Here is a 679-nt window from a genome sequence, read left to right as displayed (position 1 = left end):
CCTTTCCTCCTGACTGAAAGTGCTTTACAACCCGAAGGCCTTCTTCACACACGCGGCATGGCTGCATCAGGCTTGCGCCCATTGTGCAATATTCCCCACTGCTGCCTCCCGTAGGAGTCTGGGCCGTGTCTCAGTCCCAGTGTGGCTGATCATCCTCTCAAACCAGCTAGGGATCGTCGCCTTGGTGAGCCATTACCTCACCAACTAGCTAATCCCACTTGGGCCAATCTAAAGGCGAGAGCCGAAGCCCCCTTTGGTCCGTAGACATTATGCGGTATTAGCAGTCGTTTCCAACTGTTGTCCCCCACCTCAAGGCATGTTCCCAAGCATTACTCACCCGTCCGCCGCTCGTCAGCAAAGTAGCAAGCTACTTTCTGTTACCGCTCGACTTGCATGTGTTAGGCCTGCCGCCAGCGTTCAATCTGAGCCATGATCAAACTCTTCAATTAAAAAGTTTTATGTCTTTCGACAGCTCAATGAATTCTGAATTTATTTTAATATCTTTCGATATTGAATTGACTGTGCCGAATAATTACCGAAATAACTATTCTGTTGGTCACTCAGTTTTCAATTGAGACTCTAATTTGTTTGCCTCGCTACCTAAGTAGGTTGGCTGTTAGAACTCAATCTGTACGAGTGCCCACACAGATGATTGCTTTATATTGTTAAAGAACGTTTT

At 47.1% G+C, this 679-nt stretch carries 1 rRNA gene; it reads right to left on the bottom strand.

The annotated features are described in order from the left end of the window. Positions 1 to 449, bottom strand: a 16S ribosomal RNA gene (locus P20429_RS19075); the annotation flags it as partial. Between the last annotated feature and the right edge of the window lie 230 nt (positions 450 to 679).

This window comes from Pseudoalteromonas sp. BSi20429 (assembly GCF_000238895.1).
Classification (GTDB): domain Bacteria; phylum Pseudomonadota; class Gammaproteobacteria; order Enterobacterales; family Alteromonadaceae; genus Pseudoalteromonas; species Pseudoalteromonas arctica.
This window is presented reverse-complemented; position numbering and strand designations above follow the sequence as displayed.